Source organism: Prescottella soli, from assembly GCF_040024445.1.
In the GTDB taxonomy this organism is placed as follows: Bacteria; Actinomycetota; Actinomycetes; order Mycobacteriales; family Mycobacteriaceae; genus Prescottella; species Prescottella soli.
In genome coordinates this window covers 96,655-119,003 of record NZ_CP157276.1, presented here as the reverse complement: position 1 = coordinate 119,003, position 22,349 = coordinate 96,655, and the positions used below count along the sequence as shown (strand labels likewise).

23 protein-coding genes are annotated in these 22,349 nt (G+C 69.3%); 8 read left to right on the top strand and 15 right to left on the bottom strand.

The window, feature by feature from the left end:
• Positions 1-267: 267 nt before the first annotated feature.
• From nadC to nadA, 3 genes are read right to left on the bottom strand one after another with little or no spacing between them, the layout of a single operon-like run.
• Entirely contained in the window at positions 268-1,128 is an 861-nt protein-coding gene (gene nadC / locus ABI214_RS00650; protein WP_348605291.1) for a carboxylating nicotinate-nucleotide diphosphorylase, read from the bottom strand.
• Positions 1,125-2,702: an L-aspartate oxidase gene (locus ABI214_RS00645; protein WP_348605290.1), complete on the bottom strand. Its 1,578-nt coding sequence runs from the start codon at positions 2,700-2,702 to the stop codon at positions 1,125-1,127. The genes nadC and ABI214_RS00645 overlap by 4 nt, the downstream gene beginning before the upstream one ends.
• Entirely contained in the window at positions 2,702-3,733 is a 1,032-nt protein-coding gene (nadA, locus tag ABI214_RS00640) for a quinolinate synthase NadA (RefSeq protein WP_348605289.1), read from the bottom strand. The genes ABI214_RS00645 and nadA overlap by 1 nt, the downstream gene beginning before the upstream one ends.
• Before the next feature lie 103 nt (positions 3,734-3,836).
• On the opposite strand from nadA, the gene ABI214_RS00635 reads away from it, so the two are divergent.
• Positions 3,837-4,571 carry an NUDIX hydrolase gene (locus ABI214_RS00635; protein ID WP_348605288.1) on the top strand — a complete coding sequence of 245 codons (735 nt, stop codon included), beginning with the start codon at positions 3,837-3,839 and terminating at the stop codon, positions 4,569-4,571.
• A 55-nt stretch (positions 4,572-4,626) separates the two neighbouring features.
• Here the strand turns inward: ABI214_RS00635 and ABI214_RS00630 are convergent, their stop codons facing one another.
• The 4 genes from ABI214_RS00630 to ABI214_RS00615 all read right to left on the bottom strand — a co-directional run bounded on the left by ABI214_RS00630 (position 4,627) and on the right by ABI214_RS00615 (position 9,687).
• A complete protein-coding gene (locus ABI214_RS00630) occupies positions 4,627-5,007 on the bottom strand; it encodes a hypothetical protein (protein ID WP_348605287.1) in 381 nt (126 codons plus the stop codon).
• A 415-nt stretch (positions 5,008-5,422) separates the two neighbouring features.
• On the bottom strand, positions 5,423-6,994 hold the full coding sequence (locus ABI214_RS00625; RefSeq protein WP_348605286.1) for a class I adenylate-forming enzyme family protein: 1,572 nt from the start codon (positions 6,992-6,994) through the stop codon (positions 5,423-5,425).
• A 326-nt stretch (positions 6,995-7,320) separates the two neighbouring features.
• Positions 7,321-8,178 carry an alpha/beta fold hydrolase gene (locus ABI214_RS00620; RefSeq protein WP_348605285.1) on the bottom strand — a complete coding sequence of 286 codons (858 nt, stop codon included), beginning with the start codon at positions 8,176-8,178 and terminating at the stop codon, positions 7,321-7,323.
• A 54-nt stretch (positions 8,179-8,232) separates the two neighbouring features.
• Positions 8,233-9,687, bottom strand: a complete 1,455-nt coding sequence (locus tag ABI214_RS00615) for an MFS transporter (RefSeq protein WP_348605284.1) — start codon at positions 9,685-9,687, stop codon at positions 8,233-8,235.
• Positions 9,688-9,719: 32 nt separating this feature from the next.
• On the opposite strand from ABI214_RS00615, the gene ABI214_RS00610 reads away from it, so the two are divergent.
• Positions 9,720-10,778 (top strand): winged helix DNA-binding domain-containing protein, encoded by a 1,059-nt coding sequence (locus ABI214_RS00610; protein ID WP_348605283.1) that lies wholly within the window; start codon positions 9,720-9,722, stop codon positions 10,776-10,778.
• A gap of 14 nt (positions 10,779-10,792) precedes the next feature.
• On the opposite strand, the gene ABI214_RS00605 is transcribed toward ABI214_RS00610, so the two are convergent.
• The 3 genes from ABI214_RS00605 to bioB are packed head-to-tail and all read right to left on the bottom strand — an operon-like array spanning position 10,793 to position 12,604.
• Entirely contained in the window at positions 10,793-11,356 is a 564-nt protein-coding gene (locus ABI214_RS00605; RefSeq protein ID WP_348605282.1) for a DUF2567 domain-containing protein, read from the bottom strand.
• 11 nt (positions 11,357-11,367) lie between these two features.
• Positions 11,368-11,613, bottom strand: a complete 246-nt coding sequence (locus tag ABI214_RS00600; protein WP_348605281.1) for a hypothetical protein — start codon at positions 11,611-11,613, stop codon at positions 11,368-11,370.
• Positions 11,600-12,604, bottom strand: a complete 1,005-nt coding sequence (bioB, locus tag ABI214_RS00595) for a biotin synthase BioB (protein ID WP_348605280.1) — start codon at positions 12,602-12,604, stop codon at positions 11,600-11,602. Before bioB ends, ABI214_RS00600 begins: the two co-directional genes overlap by 14 nt.
• 190 nt (positions 12,605-12,794) lie before the next feature.
• On the opposite strand from bioB, the gene ABI214_RS00590 reads away from it, so the two are divergent.
• Positions 12,795-13,424 (top strand): TetR/AcrR family transcriptional regulator C-terminal domain-containing protein, encoded by a 630-nt coding sequence (locus ABI214_RS00590; protein ID WP_348605279.1) that lies wholly within the window; start codon positions 12,795-12,797, stop codon positions 13,422-13,424.
• A 65-nt stretch (positions 13,425-13,489) separates the two neighbouring features.
• Here ABI214_RS00590 and dhaL read toward each other — a convergent pair whose 3' ends face one another.
• Positions 13,490-14,119: a dihydroxyacetone kinase subunit DhaL gene (dhaL, locus tag ABI214_RS00585; RefSeq protein WP_348605278.1), complete on the bottom strand. Its 630-nt coding sequence runs from the start codon at positions 14,117-14,119 to the stop codon at positions 13,490-13,492.
• 32 nt (positions 14,120-14,151) lie between these two features.
• Positions 14,152-15,150, bottom strand: coding sequence for a dihydroxyacetone kinase subunit DhaK (locus ABI214_RS00580; protein WP_348605277.1), 999 nt, complete (start codon positions 15,148-15,150; stop codon positions 14,152-14,154).
• Positions 15,151-15,609: 459 nt separating this feature from the next.
• Between ABI214_RS00580 and ABI214_RS00575 the strand changes: the two genes are divergently transcribed.
• The 5 genes from ABI214_RS00575 (at position 15,610) to lnt (ending at position 20,860) form a co-directional block, all read left to right on the top strand.
• Positions 15,610-16,635, top strand: coding sequence for a phosphatidylinositol-specific phospholipase C (locus ABI214_RS00575; protein ID WP_348605276.1), 1,026 nt, complete (start codon positions 15,610-15,612; stop codon positions 16,633-16,635).
• 23 nt (positions 16,636-16,658) lie between these two features.
• Positions 16,659-17,219, top strand: a complete 561-nt coding sequence (locus ABI214_RS00570) for an NADPH-dependent FMN reductase (RefSeq protein ID WP_348605275.1) — start codon at positions 16,659-16,661, stop codon at positions 17,217-17,219.
• Between the two features lie 250 nt (positions 17,220-17,469).
• Entirely contained in the window at positions 17,470-18,345 is an 876-nt protein-coding gene (locus ABI214_RS00565; protein WP_348605274.1) for an oxidoreductase, read from the top strand.
• A gap of 58 nt (positions 18,346-18,403) precedes the next feature.
• Positions 18,404-19,123, top strand: coding sequence for a dienelactone hydrolase family protein (locus tag ABI214_RS00560; RefSeq protein ID WP_348605273.1), 720 nt, complete (start codon positions 18,404-18,406; stop codon positions 19,121-19,123).
• Between the two features lie 165 nt (positions 19,124-19,288).
• Positions 19,289-20,860, top strand: a complete 1,572-nt coding sequence (gene lnt, locus ABI214_RS00555) for an apolipoprotein N-acyltransferase (RefSeq protein ID WP_348605272.1) — start codon at positions 19,289-19,291, stop codon at positions 20,858-20,860.
• Between the two features lie 27 nt (positions 20,861-20,887).
• Here the strand turns inward: lnt and ABI214_RS00550 are convergent, their stop codons facing one another.
• The 3 genes from ABI214_RS00550 to ABI214_RS00540 are packed head-to-tail and all read right to left on the bottom strand — an operon-like array spanning position 20,888 to position 22,293.
• Positions 20,888-21,403 carry a hypothetical protein gene (locus ABI214_RS00550; RefSeq protein ID WP_348605271.1) on the bottom strand — a complete coding sequence of 172 codons (516 nt, stop codon included), beginning with the start codon at positions 21,401-21,403 and terminating at the stop codon, positions 20,888-20,890.
• A gap of 56 nt (positions 21,404-21,459) precedes the next feature.
• Entirely contained in the window at positions 21,460-21,900 is a 441-nt protein-coding gene (locus ABI214_RS00545) for a hypothetical protein (protein WP_348605270.1), read from the bottom strand.
• A 51-nt stretch (positions 21,901-21,951) separates the two neighbouring features.
• Positions 21,952-22,293 (bottom strand): hypothetical protein, encoded by a 342-nt coding sequence (locus ABI214_RS00540; protein ID WP_348605268.1) that lies wholly within the window; start codon positions 22,291-22,293, stop codon positions 21,952-21,954.
• Between the last annotated feature and the right edge of the window lie 56 nt (positions 22,294-22,349).

The following is a 22,349-nucleotide window of genomic DNA, read 5'->3' as shown; positions in this document are numbered from 1 at the left end:
TTACCAGACATTTCAGTCACCAAAGGAACTATCAAGATCAACTGTGAGCGAGGACGCACCGGGCGGGACGTCCAGGTGAAGGAACGATGCAAGCAGCGCGGACCACTGACCCGACAGTCCGCGCGGATACGAACGGTCGGGTCGCCGGAATTTCCGCCCGACCGCACCATGCCGGGACCATACCGCTCGAACCGGGGAACACGAAGATAAAACAGCGCCGCCGGGCCGTGTCGTCACGGTCCGGCGGCAGGGCTGAGCTGTGGCGACCTACATGTCCAGGCCGAGATCGAGGACCGCGACCGAATGCGTGAGCGCCCCCACCGCGACGAAGTCGACACCTGTCCGCGCGTAGTCCGCGGCCACATCCAGGGTGAGGCCGCCCGACGACTCGAGCTTGGTGCCCGGCGAGACTGCGTCGCGGCGTTGCACCGCAGACTGGGTCTGCCACAGCGGGAAATTGTCCAGCAGAATGAGGTCGACGCCCTCGGCGAGCACCTCGTCGAGCTGGGCGAGGGTGTCGACCTCCACCTCGCACTCGATATCCGGAGCGGCCGCGCGCACTGCGTGGAGCGCGGCGACGACGGAACCGGCGGCCGCCACGTGGTTGTCCTTGATGAGGGCGGCGTCGCCCAGGCCCATCCGGTGGTTCACGCCGCCACCGACCCGCACCGCGTACTTCTGCAGGCCACGCAGGCCGGGAATGGTCTTGCGGGTGTCGCGGATCTTGCAGTCGGTCCCGGCAACCGCGTCGACCCACGCGGACGTGGCGGTGGCGATGCCGGACAGGTGGCACATCAGGTTCAGCATTGTCCGCTCGGCGGTCAGCAGGCCGCGCGTCGGCGCGTTGACGGTGAGCACGGCGTCGCCGGGCTGCACACGGGTTCCGTCGGCGACCCGGTCGAGCACGTCGTAGTTGCCCGCGCCGATCACCTCGTCGAGCACCGAGAGCCCGACGTCGACTCCGGCGACCGTACCGGCGGCACGGGCCACGACGGACGCCTTGGCGACGGCACCCTCGGGGACCGTCGCGACCGACGTGACGTCCGGTCCGTAGCGGAGGTCCTCGTCGAGTGCAGTGCGCACCAGTGCGAGCGTCTCCTCGGGATCGAGTCGGTCCAGCGCGATCATCGTGCTCCTATCGGTTGCAATTCGTGTACTTCGAGTTCGCCGTCACGTCCGATGCGCACCGGGATGCTGCGCCGAAATTCGTCGGACGTCTCCGGGTAATCCGCACGGGTGTGGCAGCCGCGGCTTTCGCGCCGCACCGACGCCGCCATCACGAGGGCGGAGGCCGCCACCGTGAGCGAGGTGTCCTCGAGCGCCCGACCGCTGCCGGCCACCACGACTTCACTTCGCGCCAATTCCACTGCTGCGCTGTCGAGTCCGCCACCATCGCGCACGACGGAGGCGTGTGCGGTCATGAGCGCCTGCACGCGCTCGCGAGGTGCCCGCCGCCGGAACGGAAGCAGCAGGTCGTCGGCCTCGACGGAAACCCCGACACGCTCGGCCGCGGCGCGCCCGACACGCTCGCCCACCACGAGGCCCTCGAGAAGACTGTTCGACGCGAGCCGGTTCGCGCCGTGCAGGCCGGTCCGGGCCACCTCGCCCACCGCGTACAGCCCCGGGACCTCCGTGCGCCCGTGGACGTCAGTGACCACTCCGCCGCACGAATAGTGCGCGGCTGGCGCCACCGGGATCAGTTGTTCGGCCGGATCGATGCCCGCGGCCAGGCACGACGCGGTCACGGTCGGGAAACGCGTCGCGAATCCCGACAGGTGCCGTGCGTCGAGGTACACGTGATCGGTCCCGCTCTCCAACAGGCGACGCGCGATCGCACGCGAGACGACATCGCGCGGGGCCAGATCGCCCTGTGGGTGCACCCCGTCGGTGATCGAACGGCCTTCCCCGTCGACGAGTCGTGCACCCTCACCGCGCACCGCCTCGCTGATCAGGGGCCGACGGCCGACGCCGCCCGGCGCGTACAGCACCGTGGGATGGAACTGCACGAACTCGAGGTCGGCGACGCTCGCACCGGCCTCGAGCGCCAGGGCGATGCCGTCGGCGGTCGCGCCCTCAGGGTTGGTGCTGCACGAGTACAGCTGCCCCAGCCCTCCGGTCGCCAGCGCCACCGCGGGGGCATGGATGACGCCGAGCCCCTTCTCGGACAACACGATCAGGCCCGTGACACCGCGCCGATCGGTCGTCACCCGGGCCGCCGCGGCGCCGAACAGGACGGGCATCCCGGCCGCATTCAGCGCGCGCTGCACCTCGGCCCCGGTCGCGTCACCACCGGCGTGGACGATCCGGCGGGTGCTGTGACCGCCCTCGCGGGTCCGGGACACGTTGCCGTCGGACCCGACGTCGAACACCGCGCCCAGGGCGGTGAGGGCGGCGAGCGCTTCGCGGCCGGAGGACACGATCGACCGGACGGCCGCCTCGTCGCACAACCCGACGCCAGCGACACACGTGTCGCCGGTGTGCGAGTCCACCGAGTCGGTGCGCGGGTCCCCTACGACCGCGATGCCGCCCTGCGCGTACTGGGTGGCGGTGTCGGTGGGGCCGCCCTTGCTGACCACGAGGACCCGGAGCCCCTGCTCGGCAGCGGTCCGCGCCGCGGTCAGCCCGGCGACGCCTCCCCCGACGACGACCAGATCCGCGCGCGCCTCCCACACGACGCCGTCACCCCCGGGTCCGGCGACCATTACTCCCCGCCGCCGGGGTTTCCGATCTCGATCATGCGCTGCACGGACTTTCGCGCGCGTTCCGCGACATCGGGAGCGACGTGAACCTCGTCCTTGCCCTCGACGAGGCATCGCAGCAACGCCGCCGGCGTGATCATCTTCATGTAGGGGCACGACGCGCGGTCGTTGACGGCCTGGAAGTCGACGCCCGGAGCGGCCTTGCGCAGTTGGTGCAGCATGCCGACCTCGGTGGCGACGAGCACCTGACGGGCGCCGGTCTCGCGCGCCGCGTCGAGCATGCCGCCGGTCGAGAGGATCTTGACCTTGTCCTCGGGGACGAAGCCCTCACCGGCCAGGTAGAGCGCCGACGTGGCGCAGCCGCACTCGGGGTGCACGAACAGCTCGGCGTCCGGGTGGCTCTTGGCCTTCGCGGTGAGCTCGTCGCCGTTGATGCCGGCGTGCACGTGGCACTCACCCGCCCAGATGTGCATGTTCTCGCGGCCGGTCACGCGCTTGACGTGCGCGCCGAGGAACTGGTCCGGCAGGAACAGCACCTCCCGGTCGGGGTCGATCGAGGCGACGACGTCGACCGCGTTGGACGACGTGCAGCAGATGTCGGTCAGGCCCTTCACCTCGGCGGTGGTGTTGACGTACGACACCACCAGCGCGTCGGGGTGCTCGGCCTTCCACTCGCGGAGCTGGTCGGCGGTGATCGAGTCGGCGAGCGAGCAGCCGGCCCGCTCGTCCGGGATCAGCACGGTCTTCTCGGGACTGAGGATCTTGGCGGTCTCGGCCATGAAATGGACACCGCAGAACACGATGGTGCCCTCTTCCGCCTCGGCGGCGATGCGCGAGAGCGCCAGCGAGTCACCGACGTGGTCGGCCACATCCTGGATCTCCGGCAGCTGGTAGTTGTGCGCCAGGATCGTGGCGTTACGTTCCTTCGCCAGGCGGCGCACCTCGGCGGCCCACTCGGGCCCGGCCTCGACGCCGGTGTACCCACCGGGGCCGTCCACGATCTGTCCTGCACCCGCCCACAACGTCGAGGTCATGGCCACTCCTTCTTCCGAAGCCTCTTCGACAGCTCCGTCACTACAACCCGGGCGGGCTGGCCCGAATTTCCGAAATCGAGGTTTTCGACTTAGGATCGAAAACATGCCACATGGTAGCACCGTCCACGAAGTGCTCACCGCGGTGTTCCAGGTTCGACCGGTGGTGGAACCCATCACCGCAGGTGACGGGCATCACGGACCGAACGGATGCCGAACCGACGAGCTGATGGTCCTGCTGTGGCAGCGCGCACTCGACCCGCAGAAGGGCACCTGGTCGCTGCCCGGCGGCACCCTGCGCGCCGACGAGGACCTCAAGACGTCGGCCAGGCGACAGCTCGCCGAGAAGGTCGACGTCCGCGAGGTCGCGCATCTCGAGCAGTTGTCGGTGTTCAGCGATCCGCACCGCGTGCCCGGCGACCGCCGCATCGCCTCGACCTACCTCGGACTGGTCCCCCTCCCCGCCGATCCCCAGCTACCGCCCGACACGGCCTGGCACCCGGTCTCGGCGCTGCCGGCGATGTCGTTCGACCACGGCACCGTCGTGGAGCACGCCCGGACCCGGCTCGCGGCGAAGCTGTCGTACACCAACATCGCCTTCGCCCTCGCGCCGGACGAGTTCACGATGTCGACCCTGCGCGAGATCTACTGCGCCGCTTTGGGATACCAGGTCGACACGACCAACCTCCAGCGAGTCCTCGCCCGGCGCGGGGTCATCACCGCCACCGGCCGCACCGCTCGGTCGGGACGCTCCGGCGGACGACCCGCGGCGCTGTACCGCTTCACGGACGCGCAACTGCGGGTGACCGACGAATTCGCGGCACTACGACCGCCGGTCTGAACGAGGCCACGCTCCGATACGCGACACGTGGTCGTTATCCGCCGACGTCGAAATGTCATCCTTTGTCCGACCTGAGTCGTCTCACCACCACGGCGGTGAGCACGATTGCGCCACCGGTCACGGCAAGCATCCACCACCGTGGGGTGCCGACGTCGCTGATACCGACGCTGTCGTGCTGTGGGTCAGGCGCGTGTGGCGCCCCGTACACGGTCACGGCAGCCTGGCGGGTCCGCTCGTTGGTCGACGTCGTCGTGGCCGAGCAGCTTTCGACCGACCACGGCGCGCCGTGGGTCTCGTACGACGAAGCGAAAACCAGGTACTCGTCGCCGATCTCGAACCCGCGCCCGCACGCGCTGCTTTGCGTACTCGACGACACCACGGTCGTCGTCCCGACGTCGCCTGAGAAGACTTCGCGGACATCGAATTCGTAGAACACTGTCGAGCCGTTGGTTCGCTCGACCGTCGTGGTTCCGGTGAAGACGGCCGCAGCGTGCGAGACGTGCTCGATGATCTGCGATCCGTCAGGTGGGTAGGCGCACGAACAGGCGAATGCGGTTGTGGGCGTGAATATCGGAAGCGCTCCCGCTAGCCCTACCACCGCGAGTATCGACAGCAACCACCGCACAACGCCCCCTGGTTCGGTCGACTCGGTCGCCGACCCGGTCCGATGCTATGCGGGCAGATGGTCGAGCGCTGTCAAACGAGCGACACCTTTTCGCCGCCCGAACATCCAGCCACCGCGACTCGAATGACCTCGATGGAAATATCAAGCCCCTCTTACGAACTGAGCCCGGTCTCGGACCGCGTGGAGCCGGGTGCACGCGGCGGTCCGGGACGGACGCCCTGGCCGGTCAGGTCCGCGGCGTCAGCGCGACCTTCCGGATCTTGCCTGCCGGCGTCATCGGCAGGCCGTCGACCACCTCTACCCGGTCAGGCACCTTGAATTTGGCTAGAGTGCGCCGACACCGCTCGAGCAGCGACTCGGCGTCCACCACGGCACCGGGCGCCGGCACCACGAAGGCGTACCCGGTCTCGCCGAAGGTCTCGTCCGGCACCCCGATCACCGCGCACATCGCCACCGTCGGGTCCGCAGCAAGCACGTTCTCGACCTCCGCCGGGTAGACGTTGTATCCGCCGCGCACGTACATCTCCTTCTGGCGACCGAGCAGGCTGACGTGCCCGTCCTCCGACATCGAAGCGACGTCGCCCGTAGCGAGCCAGCCGTCGGCGAGGAATGTCGCGGCCGACTCGTCGGGCAGCTGCCAGTAGCCCGCCGCTACGCACCCGCCGCGGACCTGCAGCTCACCGGCCTCCCCCGGGCCGAGCGGGGTGTTCCGGTCGTCGACGATGCGGCCCTCGAAGTCGCCGGTCATGGTTCCGATACTGCGGCCGACCGTCTCCAGAGAGTCACCCAGGGGCGAGATGACGCAGGCGCCGGACGTCTCGGACATACCGTAGAGATTCGCGATTCGGACGCCGTCGAATCTCGCCGCGACCTGCTCGGCAAGCGCCGGTTCCAGGTTGGATCCGCCGACCACGCACAAGCGCACGCTCGACATGTCCACGCCTGCAACGGAGTCCGCGCCGAGCACCATCTTGTACATGGTCGGGACGCCGACGAACATCGTCACCCCGGTGCCGGCCATCACGTCGACCACCAGATCCGGATGGAACCTCGGCAACAGCGCGATCGCACCCCCGGTGACGAGGGTCGAGCCCAACGTGCAGGTCAACCCCCCGACGTGGTTGAACGGCATGACGCCGAGAATCACGTCCGCAGCCGACTGCTCGAACCGCTCCACCTGCGCGGCAGCCGAGGCGAGCAGGCTGGAGTGAGTGATGGTGGCACCCTTGGGCGTCCCGGTCGTTCCGGAGGTGTAGAGGATGACCGCCGGATCCGTGGGCCGGACGGACTCGGCGGCGCGGGCGAGCAACGCCGGCTCGGGCTCGGTAGCTGCGAGGTCCGCCCACCGTCGTCGGCCCGGGGCCTCGTCGCCACCGAGGAACACAACGTGCTCGACCGTCGGAATGTCGGGCCGAAGCTGGTCGAGGAAGGGTCCGAACTCGAATCCGTTCGACTCCACGTCGCAGATCAGGGCACGGGCCCCCGCCTGCGTGAGCATGTAGGTGAATTCACGCTCGCGGTAGACGACGTTGAGGGTGACCAACACCGCCCCGATCTTCGCCGCCGCGAGGTGCGCGACGATCCATTCCGGCGAGTTCGTCGCCGCGATGGCGATGCGGTCGCCGTGGCCGAGGCCCAGACGCAACCAACCGGTGGCGACGCGGTCCGACCGCTCGTCGATCTCTGCATAGCTGATCGCCTCGCCGCCGAAGTGGACGAACGTCGACTCGGGTGCTGTCGCGACCCGAGCAGCGAGCGTCGCGGGAATCGTATGCTCGTTGCCAATTCCTTTGTCCATCAAGAAATCCGATCCGTCGTCGGGACCGCGCCGGACGACCACCCGAGACGGGCGCCGTGATGGCGGTCACATCCAGCAAGCTTTCGCCACTGTAAGCGGACCCACCCAACGAAGCAAGCATGCCTGCTTGTTTCTTGGCCGCCACGAAACCGGCCTCGCCGAGTGCGACGAGGTAAGCCAACGAGCACCCTCGCGGGACGGCTCCGTCGGGGCAGGCTTCGCCGTATCCCCGACGCGGCCAGGCGGGAACGGATCGAATTCGGAGCCGCCGAAGGATGGCGCGCATGGTCTTGCGTGGCGCCTGGCTCGCAACGGCGGCCAGGAAATCACACGGTGCGCAACAGGAACTCGATCGTGATGCGCTCGAAGGCCTCCTTGGCTTCGATCATCACCCAGTGCCCACACTTCGGGAAGATGTGCAGCTCGGCGTCGGGGATGAGTCTCATCGGGATCATCGCCATGTCGGGCGGACACTGCCGGTCCTCACGACCCCAGGTCAGCAGCGTCGGGCACTGCACCTTGTGCATAGTCGACCAGTACGGCGGTACGTCCGACTGGGCCAGCATCCGCTGTTGCATTGCAAACGATTCCGACCCGTACATGGCGGCGAGCGTCTTGTGTGACGCCGGGTCTCCGGCCGTCTCCCACCGTTCCTCGATGCGCTCCTCGGTGATCACGGCCGGGTCGTGCACCATGCACCGCAGCCACCGCACCAGCTTCTGCCGGCTGGGGGCGTCCGCGAAGTCCTGCAGCAGCCGCGTGCCCTCACTCGGGTTCTGGCTGAAGATGTTCGGGCCGACGCCACCGATGGCGACGAGTTTGCTCACCCGCTGGGGGTGGCGCATCGCCACGTTGACGCCGACGACACCACCCATGGAATTGCCGATCATCGCGGCCGATTCGATGCCCAGCGCATCCATGAAACGGATCACCGACGATGCGGCGGTGAGCACGGGATGCCCGTCGACCGGATCGCTCACCCCGAATCCGGGGAACTCGATGATGTAGCAGTGGAAGTGCTCGGCGAACACGTCCAGGTTTCCTCGATAGTTGCGCCAACCGCTCACGCCGATTCCGGAGCCGTGCAGGAGCAGCAGCGGCGGACCGTCGCCGGCCTCGTGGTAGCGCAGCACCCCCTTGTCGGTGACGACTTCCCTCTTCGTCCCCTCGTATGTCACGTCCATTCGACCGAGACTAGAACACGTTCCATTTCTCCCGTGCGGGATTCGGCATTGTCGTCAGCGGGCAGCGGACGGGCGGAATGCCAGCACGATGACCAGAGTCGCCGCGGTGACGGCGACGCCGGTCCAGGCCGCGACGGTGTATCCGGACTCGCTCGGGAAGACCTGACCGGTGTAGGCGGCGAGGATCAACCCGCCGAGCGCACTGCCGATGGAAAACCCGACGCTGCGCACGACCTGGTTGACGCCCATCGCGCCGGCGGTCTCGGACTGCGGCGTGGCCGCGAGGATGGCCGCGGGCATCGCGGCCGAGAACGCACCGACACCGAGGCCGAGGACGCTGATCGCGACGACGGACTCGGCGAGGTGGTCCCGGGCGAGCGCGAACGTCACGAAGGCGACGAGGATGCCGCCGACGCTCCCGGCCAGCACAGCACGGGCGCTGAGCCGTCGACGCAGTGCCGGCATGAATCTGCCGGCGACGAACCCGAGCAGGGAGAACGGCACCAACACCAACCCGGATTGGAAGGTGCTCAGGCCGAACCCGTAGCCCGCCGCGGACGGAGTCTGGACGTAGCGGGTGATGAGGCTCAGCAGGAGGTACATGGCGACGCCGCCGACCAGCATCGACAGATTCGCCGCCGCCACCGCCGGATGCCGCAGCGCCCGGACGTCGACGAGCAGGTGGTCGGTGCGCAGTTCCAGGACCGTCCAGCCGGCGAGGAGGAGCAGCGACACCACGAGGATTCCGGCGGCGACCGCGGTGTGCCGGCGCCACAGATCGGTCTGGCTGATCACCAGGAGAAGCGGCAGCAGCGCAGCGGTGAGCAGCACCGCACCACGCACGTCCACCCGACTCCGGGGCCGAGGCGGGGCGACCGGCAGGACCAGCGTCGCCGCGACCAACGCCGCCGCCGCGACGACGAGCCCCAGCGCGTAGGCGGCTCGGATGCCCGCCCAGTCGGTGAGCAGCCCGGCGAGCGGGTAGCCCACCCCGATACCGGCGGTGGACGCGACCGACAACAGCCCGATCGTCCCGGCCGATCGCTCCTCGGACAGGTGGTCGCGGGCCGTGGCCATCGTCAGCGCCGTGAGCCCCAGCCCGACCCCCTGGGCCGCGCGCCCGATCAACAGGACCGGGAACGGCACCGGCAACACCGTCAGCGCGCTACCCGCGGCGACGACCGCCAACGTGGTGATCACGACGGCGCGACGACGCGGTCCCGACCCGAGCCGGCTCAGCACCGGCGTGGTCACCGCGCCGGACAGCAGGGCGATGGTCAGTGTCCATTGCGCCGCAGCGAGCGAAACCCCGTAACCGGCGGCGACCGCGGTGATGAGCGGGGCGCCGAGGCTCCCGACGACGGCGACCACGAGACCGATGAACACCAGCGTCGCCACCAGAAACGGCGGCTCCCGCCTGGCCTGCGCGGACGCCGGCTCGCTCTCGCTCCGCGTCGACATCACCAGCGCAGCGTATCGGCCGTCGATCGGGCGACCGTTGCGCCGCATCGTCTGTCGGTAGCTGCCACTAGGTTTGTCGCATGACGACGCTGCGTGAGCTCGCCCTGCTACGGCTGGTCGCACAGAGGATCGCGGGCCCCGGGTTCGGTTCGGCGACGGAGACCGTGCGCTGGCTGACCGCGGCGCAGGCGCAGGACTATCCCGGCGCGGTGACCTCGATCGCGTTGCGGTCCGGGCCGCAGGGCCGCGCGTCGCTGATCGCGGCGTTGAACGCCGGTGAGGTCGTCCGATCGTGGCCGATGCGCGGAACCCTGCACTTCGTGGCGGCGGAGGATCTGTCGTGGATGCTTGCACTCACCGGACGGCGGATGCTGTCCGGGATGGGCGCCCGGCACCGCGGGCTGGGAATCGACGATGCTGCGGTGGGGCGAGCCCGGGAGACCGCGCACGCGGCGCTGCGGGACGGCGGCTTGGACCGCCGAGAACTGCTGCAGGAGTGGGAGCGGGCCGGCATCGAGACCGCCGACCAACGCGGCCAGCACCTCCTGTGGACGCTGGCCGTGACCGGGGTGGTGTGCCTGGGACCGGTCCGTGACGGGCGCCAGCTGGTGGTGCCGGCGGACACGTGGATCCGGGAGCGCCGCGAGCTCGACGGCGACGAGGCCCTCGGCGAGTGGGCGCTGCGCTACTTCCGCAGTCACGGCCCGGCCACACTCGACGACTTCGTGTGGTGGACGAAACTGACTGTCCGGCAGGCAAGAACGGGGCTGACGCTGGCGGCCGAGCACCTCGACCGAGTCCAGGTGGACGGCGTCGACTACCTCTTCGACCCTGCGACCCCGGACCTCCTCGCGGCACAGCGACGGAACGCGCGCGGGGTGTTCCTGCTCCCCGGATTCGACGAGTTCATCCTCGGCTACCGGGACCGTAGCGCGGCGGTGGATCCGGAATTCGAGAACCATCTTCACCCCGGCGGCAACGGAATGTTCACTCCCACCATCGTCGACGGCGGCCGGGTGGTCGGCACCTGGAAGCGAAAGGGGCGCGGCGCCGCCGCGGACATCCACGCGACGCCGTTCACCGAGTTCACTCAGCGCACGGAGAAGGCCATCCCGCGGGCCTTTGCGGCGCTCGTGTGACGTCGGCCCGACCGCTACAGGCGCTCGTCGACTTCCTCGACGGCCGGTGCGTCACTGCCGCGTTCGTCTTCCTCGCCACCGACCCCCAGGTCGTCGTGCGGGCTCAGCGCCACGAGCAGCATGTAGACGAGCGTCGCCGCGAGTGGCTGCACGATGAGGACCATCGGTGTCGACAGGCCCGGGGCCGCCGCGATGATCGATCCGACGGTCGGGTCATCGGCCTTCGGGAATCGCAGCCGCGCGACACCCATTCCCGCCAGCGCGGCCACACCCGCGCCCAGTGTGGAGCCCAGCACCAGCGCGGCGGCCGCACCGGGGCCGCGCGACCGCCGCATTCCCCACACGACGACCGCCGACAACACCCCCAGCACGAGGCCGATGCCGGCGAAGATCGCGATCGAGTCGAAGCGGTGCAGACTCTCGGTCGTGAGCACGACGCCCCGGTTCTGAGCGACGACGAGCATCCGCTCCGCCGGCGCGAGAAACGCCCAGACGACCCCGGCCGGTACACCGAGGATCGCCAGGAACACGACGATCCTCGGGACGGCTCGGGGCCGGGGGCGTTGGGGTGTCGTCACACCACCGGACGTTACCTGCGGCCCAGTTCGGCCGAGTCGAGGACACCGTGGCGAGAGCACTTGGCCCACCAACCGTCAGGGCTGACCTGCACGATCATCCGGCGTCCGCACTGTTCGCAGAAGCGCGACGGCTCGAGCCCCAGCTGCGCCGCCGTGGGCACCGCGTCGTCGACGCCGACGACGATCCGGTGCCCGGTAAACGGGTTGTAGCGCTCGTCGGCCCCGACGGCCTCGCTCACGGCGTCAGAGGGTCGCATTGAGCGCCTTGATCGGCATCTCGAGATCGACCAGCAGATCCAGGTCGCTCTCGGCGGGCCGCCCCAGCGTGGTCAGGTAGTTGCCGACGATGACGGCGTTGATGCCGCCGAGCATGCCCTGCTTGGCACCGAGGTCGCCGAGCGTGATCTCGCGTCCACCGGCGAAGCGCAGGATCGTGCGAGGCAGAGCGAGGCGGAAGGCCGCCACCGACTTGAGCGCCTCGCTGGCGGGCAGCACGTCGAGATCACCGAACGGCGTGCCGGGGCGCGGGTTGAAGAAGTTCAGCGGCACCTCGTCGGGTTCGAGGGCCGCGAGGTTGGCCGCAAACTCGGCGCGCTGCTCGACGCTTTCCCCCATGCCGAGGATGCCGCCGCAGCACACCTCCATGCCGGCCTCCCGGACCATCCGCAGCGTGTCCCACCGCTCCTCCCACGTGTGGGTGGTGACGACGTTCGGGAAGTACGACTCGGCGGTCTCGAGGTTGTGGTTGTAGCGGTGCACGCCCATCGCGGCGAGCTGGTCGACCTGTTCCTGGGTGAGCATGCCGAGCGAGCACGCGATCTGGATGTCGACCTCGTTGCGGATCGCCTCGATGCCGGCCGCGACCTGAGCGAGGAGCTTCTCGTCGGGGCCGCGCACGGCGGCGACGATGCAGAACTCGGTGGCACCGGTCTTGGCGGTCTGCTTGGCCGCCTCGACCAGGCTCGGGATGTCCAGCCAGGCCGCCCGGACCGGCGACTGGAACAGTCCCGACTGCGAGCAGAAGTGGCAGTCCTCGGGGCAGCCGCCGGTCTTGAGGCTGATGATGCCCTCGACCTCGACCTCCGGGCCGCACCACTTCATCCGGACGTCGTGCGCGAGGGCGAGCAGCTCCTCGAGCCGGTCGTCGCCGAGCCGCAGCACCTCGAGCACCTGCTCCTGCTTCAACGCCTCGCCGCGCTCGAGCACCTGGTCACGGGCGATCGCGAGAATGTCGGGGGCCTGGGTCACTGCAACTCCTCGGGTGCGAACAGTCCCGACACCCGGGACCGGACGGATACAGCAACGAGCTCGGTGCCGGACTTGAACACCGTACAAGTTGAACGGCGTTCACGTTAGAGCCGTGTTCGATTAGTGTCAAAGGAGGCGGCCGCCGCGCAAGCGCGGTGCCGGACTCGATCCCAACCGGAGGAGCAGGTCAGTGCAGCTACGACGCGGCGACGTCCTCGACGGCGCCATGGCGATCCTCGACGAGTACGGGCTCGCCGACCTCACGATGCGCCGTCTCGCGACCTCCCTCGGGGTCCAGCCGGGCGCCCTGTACTGGCACTTCCCGAACAAGCAGACCCTCCTCGGCGCGATGGCCGACCGCATCCTCGAGGGCGTCGACGCCCCGGTGTCCTCCGAACGGTGGGACGACGGCATCGCCGAACTCGCGCAACGGCTGCGGACGGCGCTGCTGTCGCATCGGGACGGCGCCGAGCTGGTCGCCGCGACCTACGCCTCGCGCATGACGTCGAATCTCGCCCGCGAGAGCTTCGTCGGCGCCGGGATCCGCGCGGGACTCCCCCGCCCCTACGCCGAGCTCGCGGCGTACACCCTGCTGTACTTCGTGCTCGGTCACACCGTCGACGAGCAGTCCCGCGCCCAGATGGAGGCGATGGGCGCGCTCACCCGGGCGCCCGCGTCGCCCGACACCGAGACCGCCGCCGACCTCGGCTCCGACGACGATCTCCTCGACGGCGACCCGCAGGTGCGGTTCGACTTCGGCCTGGCGCTGTTCATCGACGGCGTGCGCGCCCGGTTGGGCGAGCCCGCCACGCGGAGCTGATCCGCCGACCGAGCGGCCGCCATCGAGGATGACAGCAATGTCGATGACGTTGTCCCGCAACGTGTTCACGAGTCCTCGCCTGCGACCGGGGCGGCCGCGAAGAACATCGCGATCGCGCAGGCACCGGGGTCCACGACCCCGCGGGCGTGCTCGCCGACGTAGCTGGCCCTCCCACGCCTTGCGACCAGTTCGCGGGTCGACTCGGCGCCCTCGGCGGCGGCGACACGGGCCGCGGCGAGGGCGACGCAGACGTCATCCGATGTCGCCGCGGATGCGAGAAGCGCCCCGGCAGCGGGCACCATCGCATCCACCATCGTCTTGTCCCCCACATCCGCCTTCCCGAGGCGTCGAACGGCCTGAGTGGCGGTGTCGACCGCCGCCGCGAGATCACCCGCGGACACGCCCTCGCCCGGCACGGCGGCGATCCGCCCGAACCAGAGCCCGAGGAGCGGGCCGCTGGTTCCGCCCGTGCCGAGGAAGGCGTCCGAGACCCGGCTGAACACGGCGCCGGGTCGCTCGGGCGGCCGGGCTTCGAGCTCGGCCAGCGCGGCCCGCACCGCCGACCGCAGATTGAATCCGAAGTCGCCGTCGCCGACTTGTCGATCCAGTTCGGTGAGCGTGTCGACCTGCGCCTCGACGTCGGCGGCGAATCGCATGATCCAGGTCCGGGTCGGTTCGAGCTGCAGGGTGGTCATCTGCTCCTCCAAGTTTCGAGCCACTGCCGCGGTCACCACGTCAGTGCCGGTGTGCGTACGGGGTCGTCCCACAGCTCGACGAGGTCGTCCGACGCGCGCACGAGGGTGATCGACAGACCGTGCATGTCGAACGACGTCACGAGCGATCCCGACAGCAGTCGGACATGCGCGATTCCGCGCTTGTCCAGTGCCCGGGCGAGTTCGCGCGTGGCGATGGCGAGTTCGAGCGCATGCGTGGCGCCGAGGCCGTTGACGATCGCGATGACGTTGTCGCCCTTGCCGACCCGGCCACCGTCGACGAGCCCTTCGACGAGATCGTCGACGAGCACGGCCACCGGGACCAGGGGGCGGGTGCCGCGTCCACGTTCACCGTGGATGCCGACGCCGAACTCGATCTCGTTGTCCGCCAGATCGAACGACGGCCGGGTGTGTCCGGGGGGTGTGCCCGCACGCAGCGCGACACTGAGCGTGGACGACGACGCGACGACCCGCCGACCCAGCTCGGCGACAGCGCGCAGTGTCCAGCCGCGTTCGGCGGCGGCGCCGCAGATCTTCTCGACCGCGAGCACGGCCGCGGTGCCCCGGCGCCCGGGGCCGTCGTCCGCCACACCCTCGGTGGCGAGGTCGTCGTCGACCACGACAATCTCGGTGGCGCGCTCACCAGTGAGCAGTTCCGCCGCGATCGAGAAGTTGAGCATGTCGCCGGTGTAGTTCTTGACGATCAGCAGCGCCCCGTGGCCTGTCTCGACGGCCTCGACCGCCTCTCGGACCTGTAGCGCCGTGGGGCTGGAGAAGACCGCGCCCGGCACGGCGGCGTCGAGCATGCCGATGCCGACGAACTGTGTGTGCAACGGTTCGTGGCCGGCACCGCCGCCGGAGACCAGCGCCACCTTCTCCCGGCGTCGACCGGCCCGCACGACATAGGTGGGGTCGGTGTGACAGACGATCGTGTCCGGGTACAGCAACTGCATGCCCTCGAGCGCCTCCCGGGTGACGTCCTCGGGTTCGTTGACGAAGTGTCGGGTGGTCATGAGTGCTCCTCCGTGCTCATCACAGGTTTGCACGCGCTCCGGCGCGATGTGCGAGACGAATCCCCTGACTGCGGATCGGACACGGCGTAGCGATGCAGAGGAATCGGCTGCGGGATCGCGGCTTTCGCCGGGGTCCCGCGCCTCCACTTCGAGCCAGGTCAGGGTCGTCGGGTCGTCAACTCCACGACACCTCCCTTCGTCGCCGAGTACGCCGCTCTGTCCTGGCTGCCACGCAGACCCGAGACCGACGAGGTCGACTTCGAGCGTATGCCGGAAGACGTCCGGCGTCGTGGCGCGAAGCGGCGCCGATTCAGTCTCGTGGACGACCTCCCGGTTCCAGTGGGACCTGCGACGGTGGCGGTCATCCAGTCGAATCGTCTGCACCGCAGCGACTCCCCTGCAATACTCCCGGCGAACAGTCGCTCGTAGGCGGGCCCGTCCCGCGAAGGGAGACCCTCGATGGCCGATGCACTTCGCCCCGGACGCCGTGCCGTCCTGCGAGCCCTCGCCGCGAGCCCATTGCTGCTGCTGGTTCCCGCCCCGCTCGCCACGGCCCAGTCGACATCGAGCCTCGGTAGCGCCGACCTCGCGGCCGGCAGCTTCGGCCGTGGCGACCTCGACACCGCGTCCGCTCCCGATTGGATGCGGCGCATCCCCGACGCGACGTCCCTGGCCGCACTGTCCCTGCCGGGCACCCACGACACCATGGCGCACAATTCGTCGATCCCGACGCTCACGCAGGACTTCGACCTCGCCACCCAACTGCGGTCCGGAGTGCGGGCCCTCGACATCCGCACCCGGCACTTCCGGGACGTGTTCCCGATCCACCACGGCCCCGAGTACCTGCGCGCCAACTTCACCGACGTCGTCCGCATCGTCAGCGACTTCCTGCGCACCAGCCCGAGCGAGACCGTGCTGATGCGCCTGAAGAAGGAGCACACGGAAGAGGAGATCACCCGGTCGTACGAGGCCACCCTGAACTGGTACATCCGCGACAACCCCGACACCCGAGACCTGCTGGCCGAGCACCTGTGGACGCCGCCCACCGGCTACCAGGGACAGGTCCCCGCGCTCGGCGACACCCGCGGCAGGATCGTCGTGTTGCAGGACTTCACCGCCAGCGCCCTCTACGGCCCTCGGTGGGCCGGCCCGTACATGGACGTCCAGGACGACTTCGAGCTGCCCGGACTCGCAGCGGTCCCGATCAAGTGGGACAAGGCCCGAACGCAGTTCGAGCGGGCGGGCGTGGGAGATCCGCAGACGCTGTTCGTCAACCACCTGAGCGCGACCGGCGAGAGTCCGGCGGCGATGGCGACGGGGACCGTGCCGATCACCGTCGCGAAGGGCGCTCCGGGCACGGTCGGGATGCTCGCCCGCGCGGAGAACTACCTCCGCACCACCGGGACCGGGCACGCTGGCGTCGTGATGGCGGACTTCCCCACCGCCGCACTGGTCGCGGCGCTCGTCGCCCGCAACCTCGACTGACGCGTACCGAAGGAGTGAGCATCGTGCCCGACATCCTGCTGCTGTCCGGGAGCTTGCGCGGCAAGTCGAGCAACTCCGCCCTGCTACGTACCGCCAACTCCCTCATGCCGGACGGATTCCGCGGTGTGTCGTACGAGGGCATGACAGAACTTCCCCACTTCAACCCGGACGAGGACCGCGATCCGCTCCCGCCGGCGGTGTCCGACCTGCGTCAGCGGATCGCGGCCGCTGCGGGCCTGCTGATCTGCACTCCCGAATACGCTGGGGCACTGCCCGGCTCGTTCAAGAACCTGCTCGACTGGACTGTCGGCGGAATCGAGATCGGCGACAAGCCGACCGCATGGATCAACGTCTCGGCCAGCGCGACCAGGGCAGCGAACGCCCACACGTCGCTCCGCCTGGTGCTGAACTACACCGGAGCATCGATCGTCGAGGAGGCGTGCGTCCACCTCCCCGTGACGTCTTCGATGATCAACGACGACGGCGTCATCACCGATGTCGTCGTTCGCAACGCCATCGCCGCCGCCCTCGCTGCTCTGGCAGGGCGCGCGGACTCACCGCAAGCCGGCCTCTACCAGAGATGATCCTCCGCCGTAGCGAAATCCATCCGGGTCAACGGGCCATTTCGGGAGTCCACGACGGGCGCACCGCCAGTCGCCGGCGGTCCGGTCACCATGCCACCCTGTCGATGACGAGAGACCGGGCGCCAAGGCGGTCGTTCCGCAGCCCGAACTGTGACAGGGTGGCCAGACAGGGTCGCGGGCCGGACGACGGTTCCCCTGCCTCCGGAACGAGCCGCGCCGACGGGATCTCAGCCCTCGGAGGAGCCAGGCCATGAACTCCACCAACGATCGATACCGCCTCGCCGACAAGATGGTGCGTCGGATAGGTTACGGCGCCATGCAGTTGGCCGGCCCCGGGGTATTCGGACCGCCACGAAATCGCGATGAAGCGCTCGCCGTACTCCGGGCAGCGGTCGACGCCGGCGTCGACCACATCGACACGGCCCAGTACTACGGCCCCGCAGTGGTCAACGAGCTGATCCGGGAAGCGCTGTTCCCCTACCCCGACGGCCTGGCGTTGGTCAGCAAGGTCGGCGGCCGACGAGACAAGAGCGGTGCCTTCCTGCTCCACGACGAGCCGGATCAGCTCCGCGCGAGCATCGAAGAGAACCTCCAGTCACTCGGCGCTGAGCAGCTCACCGCTGTCAACCTGCGTCTGCTCGACGGCGCCCCGGCCGGTCAACGGTTCGTCGACCAGGTCGGCACCCTGGCAACCGCACTGCAGGACGGACTGATCGCCGGCGTCGGGATCAGCAACGTCACCCGCGAACACCTGATCCGTGCACTCGAAGTCACCGACATCGTGTGCGTGCAGAACGCATACAGCCTGGCCGACCAGCGATCGAAACCAGTTCTCGACGAGTGCACCGCCCGCAACATCGCCTTCGTTCCGTTCGGCCCGCTCGGCTACCCGAGGGAGGTGCACGATTCGGTGCTCACGAACCCTGTCGTCACCGACATCGCGGTCGGCCACGGCGCGACGCCGACTCAGGTGGCCCTCGCCTGGCTTCTGAGTCTCGCCGGCAACGTGCTGCTGATCCCCGGCACCAGCAGCCGCGCCCACCTCGCGGAGAACCTCGGCGCCGCGTCGCTGCGACTCAGCGACGACGAGGTCACGCGCCTCACCACCGCATTTCACCGGCCGTGACACGTCGGCGCGTCGACCGATCTCAGCCGGCCCGCCCTCACGACGAAGCGAGGATGCCATGACAGACATCACCATCGAGACACCCAACGGAGACATCGACGCCCTGCTGGAGGTCCCGACAGGAGACGGATCCTGGCCGGGCATCGTCGTCATCCACGACGGTTTCGGACTGCGTGAACCTCACCGCGAGATCGCACGTCAGATGGCGGAGCACGGATACCTCGCCGTCGTCCCGAATCTCTTCGCCCGTGGCGGCGTGCTTCGCTGCATGCGAGGGGTTTTCAGGGACCTCATGGCATACGAAGGCCAAGCGTTCGAGGACATCGAGGCGGCAAGGGAACTGCTGGCCGATCGTCCCGACTGCACCGGCGCGATCGGCATCGCCGGATTCTGCATCGGCGGCGGGTTCGCACTCGTGGCCTCCACGAAGGGCTTCGGCGCCTCAGCGCCCTTCTACCCGCCGCCGCTGCACAGCAGGTACGCCGAGATCGTCGACGGCGCCTGCCCCATCGTCGCCAGCTTCGGCCGACGCGACCCCATGAACCGACGCAGCGGCCCGATCCTCGAGAAAGTGCTGACAGAAGAGGGCATCCCCCACGACGTGAAGACCTACCCCCACGCCGGCCACAGCTTCGCCGACCGGGCACCCCTCCAGGCGCTCGCCCGCATCGCGGGATTCGGCCAGAACGAAGAAGCCACCGCGGACGCGTGGCGCAGGGTTTACGCGTTCTTCGACCAGCACCTGCAGACCAACACACCGCCAAGCGCCGACTCCTGACGGCAGACGAAACCGCAGTCTCCGGCGCGGATGCCGATCCGCGTGTAGCCCACTACGAATCGGCATCGTGGAACACCCCGTTCTCGGGCGATATCCGTGTGGACGCGGTCTGGCGCGCGCGAACCCTAGAATTGACTTGTGTCCAGCGGAGCATCCTCCGGTCGGATGTCGGCTCCCGGGAACCCCGCACCGGGATGGATGGTCAGTGCAACGCGATCACGTTGGGTGCCCCGAGCCGCGATCGTGGCCGCTGGAGCACTGCCGCTCTTGTCGATGCCCGAGCCCGATCTCGGCGTGCTCGCCTGGGTGTCCCTGGTGCCGGTGGTGTTGCTGGTGCGCCCCTCGGTGACGATGCGCGAGGCCGGACTGCGCGGCTGGCTGGCCGGCGTCGGGTTTCTCGCGGGCACGCAGTACTGGGTGGCGCCGAACCTGCTCTGGTTCTTCCCTCTCGTCGTTGGTGTGCTCGCACTGCTGTGGGCGGGGTGGGGCGTGCTCGTGTGGGACGCGTTGCGGGCGCCACTCACCGGTCGGCGAGCGGCGGCGGCCGCGGTCGCCGTGCCGGCAGGGTGGGTGCTGGTCGAGGCAGTCCGGTCGTGGCAGTGGCTCGGTGGTCCGTGGCCACTGCTCGGTACCACCCAGTGGCAGCACCCGGGGGTGCTCGGGCTCGCCGCGCTGGGCGGGGTGTGGCTGGTCAGCTTCGCGATCGTGGCGTCGAATGTCGGGGTCGCCCTGTGTGTCGTCGGCGGCGCGGCGGCCCGCGTGGTCGGGGCGGTGACCGTGGCGGTAGCAGTCGCGTCGGGTCCGCTCTGGTCCGCATGCCGACCCGCGGCGCCGCCGTCCGACGTCGCGACCCTGGCGCTCGTACAGCCTGGGATCGTGCACGGCGACATGCTCGCGTTCGAGGAGCAGCTGTCCCGAGGGATCCGCGCGCCCGTCGATCTCATCGTGTGGGGCGAGAGCAGCGTCGACGCCGACCCCGTCTCCGATCCCGCGTTGGGCGCCCGGCTCAGCGCGTTGGCCACGGCGACCGGGGCGGACCTCTTGGTCAACGTCGACGCACCGGCCCGCAAGGCCGGTGCGATCTCGAAGACCTCCGTCCTGATCGACGATCACGGAGTCCACGACACCTATCGGAAGACCCGGCTGGTCCCGTTCGGCGAATACGTCCCGTTCCGCGACCAACTCGGCTGGCTCAGCCACGTCACCTCGGCAGCGGCGCAGAACCGGCAACCCGGCGACCGGTTGGTCGTGATGAATGCCCGCGGCCTCAGTGTCGGACCACTGATCTCCTTCGAGGAGACCTTTCCGGACATGGCCCGAACGCAGGCGCGGGCGGGGGCGGACCTGCTGGTGTACCAGACCTCCACTGCCACCTTCCAGGGAAGCTGGGCTCCCGCGCAGCTGGCGTCGTTCGGGGCGCTGAGGGCCGCAGAGAGCGGGCGCCCGGTCGTCGCGGCCGCTCTGACCGGCGAGTCGGCCGCTTTCGACGCACGCGGACACCTCCTCGGGTCGATGCCCGCCGACGAGCACGGCGTTCTGCTCGTCGAAGTGCCCATTCACGCGGACGACACGCTCTACGACCGCCTCGGCAACTACGTGCCCGGCATCTGCGCCGCCGTCGTGGCTGGATATGTGGCCGGCGCGGTCGTCCGGCGACGGACATCCCCGCCGGGCGCGGAGAAACCGGCAGGCACAGGGACCCCGGCCCGACCCATCGATCGCGGGGACCACCGGTGAGCGCTCCCCGGAATCATCTGCGAGGGATCACCACCCACCGACACCGCTGACCGTGCCGCCCTGGTCCTCCGACCAGTCCGACAGGTACGAGCTCATGACGCGGCAGCGATACTCCTGGAACTCGCCGAAACCGGCTCCGAGCGCGCTCGCCAGCTCTTCCGGACTGTCCACCCAGGTCGTCCCCTCGGGATCGGGCAGCGCCTCATCCCCATGGTTCCGCGCGGGTACCACGTACATGGGATCGCCCTGAGGATTGACCACCATGAGGCGTCCGGCAACGCACAGTCCGTAGATGAACTCACATTCCGCCGCCGTGAGCGTCGCATGGTCGATGCCGCCGCTGAGCGGACCGTCCTGATCCAACGGATCGAGATACAGATCGCTCCACGCTCCATCGAACGCAAGCACGGCACCGTCGTCGTCCACGAGCGAGCGATGCTCCACTCTCAGCCCACGAACGCGCAAGAACTCGGCGATCCCCTCGCGATCAGGATCCACGAGCTCACCTCCGTCGATCCTGTAGAAGCCGAGCGAGAAGCCCAATTCACTTTCCTTCCAAGCAAGCCCATCACGGCCAGGCCACGGTCGTACCACCCGCATCAGCGGTCGGCGGGGCCGTCGGCCTCGAGTTCCGACCTGGTCCGTGAGCGCGGCGCGAGCAGAAGCGTGCAGAGGAATGCGATGGCCGCGAATCCGACTGCGACACCGCAGATCGCACCGGAGCCGATCGCTCCGGACTCGAGCACCACCCAGATCCAGAACGCGGCCACGAGCAGGAACACGCCGGCGGCCGAGCTGGTCGCGAACCGCACCCGCCAGCACCGTTCACTTCGTGTCGGCCAGTGCCGGGTCGACTCGATCGCGAGATGACCCGCGACGACCGAGACTGCGCCGACGACCATTCCGAAGATCGCACCGACGACCACCCCGGCCCCCACGAGCGAAACCACGGTGTTCGCGTCGCCGGCGATGATCAGTACCCCGCCGGACGTGGCGCCCAGGCCCGTCGCGGTGCCCAATTCTCGTGCTTCCCACCCCATGAGCCCCAGCCAACCACACGACTCGTTCCCGGCGAATGTCCCTGGCGCGGGTTACCCGCCGCCGCGACGGTCGGAGACCACCAGGCAGATCATCTTGTCGGCCGCCACCTGGTCGGCCGCGTCCACCTCGCCCGCCTCGAGCAGCGCCCGCTCGCGCGCGTCGAGCGCCCGGATCGCCGTGGCCAGTTCCTCCGGTTCCATTGCCCAGGCCGCCGCATGCACGGGCGAGGACGTCATCCTGCGATAACTTCGCCATTCCTGCCAGGCGAATCCCAGCAGCAAGAGGACCGTCAGGACGATCGGGATCGCCGCCAGCACCACGAGCCACGTCGGCGGGGCAACAATCTCGCCGGAGTACTCCCCGGTGTACTCGCCGAGACCCATATCACACATCCCCCAACGCCGTTCGGTTCGAAATATCGATGGTAAGACTTCGCCCGATCGGTCAT